Source organism: Paracraurococcus lichenis, from assembly GCF_030657435.1.
GTDB classification, from domain to species: Bacteria; Pseudomonadota; Alphaproteobacteria; order Acetobacterales; family Acetobacteraceae; genus Paracraurococcus; species Paracraurococcus lichenis.
The window spans coordinates 1-367 of the sequence record NZ_JAUTWS010000531.1 but is presented as its reverse complement, the minus strand read 5'-3'; the positions used below and the strand labels follow the sequence as shown (position 1 = coordinate 367).

General features: G+C 71.7%; 2 protein-coding genes. Both read left to right on the top strand.

Annotation, left to right across the window (positions count from 1 at the left end; all coding sequences use genetic code 11):
* On the top strand, positions 1–117 hold a 117-nt coding region (locus Q7A36_RS41120), incomplete at its 5' end, for a transposase domain-containing protein (protein WP_305109528.1).
* On the top strand, positions 114–367 hold a 254-nt coding region (locus Q7A36_RS41115; RefSeq protein ID WP_305109527.1), incomplete at its 3' end, for a plasmid pRiA4b ORF-3 family protein. The genes Q7A36_RS41120 and Q7A36_RS41115, both read left to right, overlap by 4 nt.

Sequence of the window (367 nt, the reverse complement as noted above, 5' to 3'; positions counted from 1 at the left end):
CCGCGCGCCTGGCTGGCCGATGTCCTGGCCCGCATCGCCGACCACCCCGCCTCGCGCCTGCACGAGTTGCTGCCCTGGAACTGGACCCGGGCGAGGGAGGGAAAGGCGGCGGCATGACCAGCAGCATCGCCCGGCTCAAGATCACCCTCGACGACGTCAGGCCCGCAGTGGCGCGACGTGTCGAGGTGCCGCTGACCATCCGGCTCGATCGCCTGCACTTGGTGCTCCAGGCCGCCATGGGCTGGACCAACAGCCATCTCTACGAGATCCGCGCCCGCGGCGTGGGCTGGGGCGTGCCCGACCCGGACTGGGGAGACGGCCCGCTCGATGCCCGCAAGACGCGCCTCCTCGACGTCATCGAGGACAC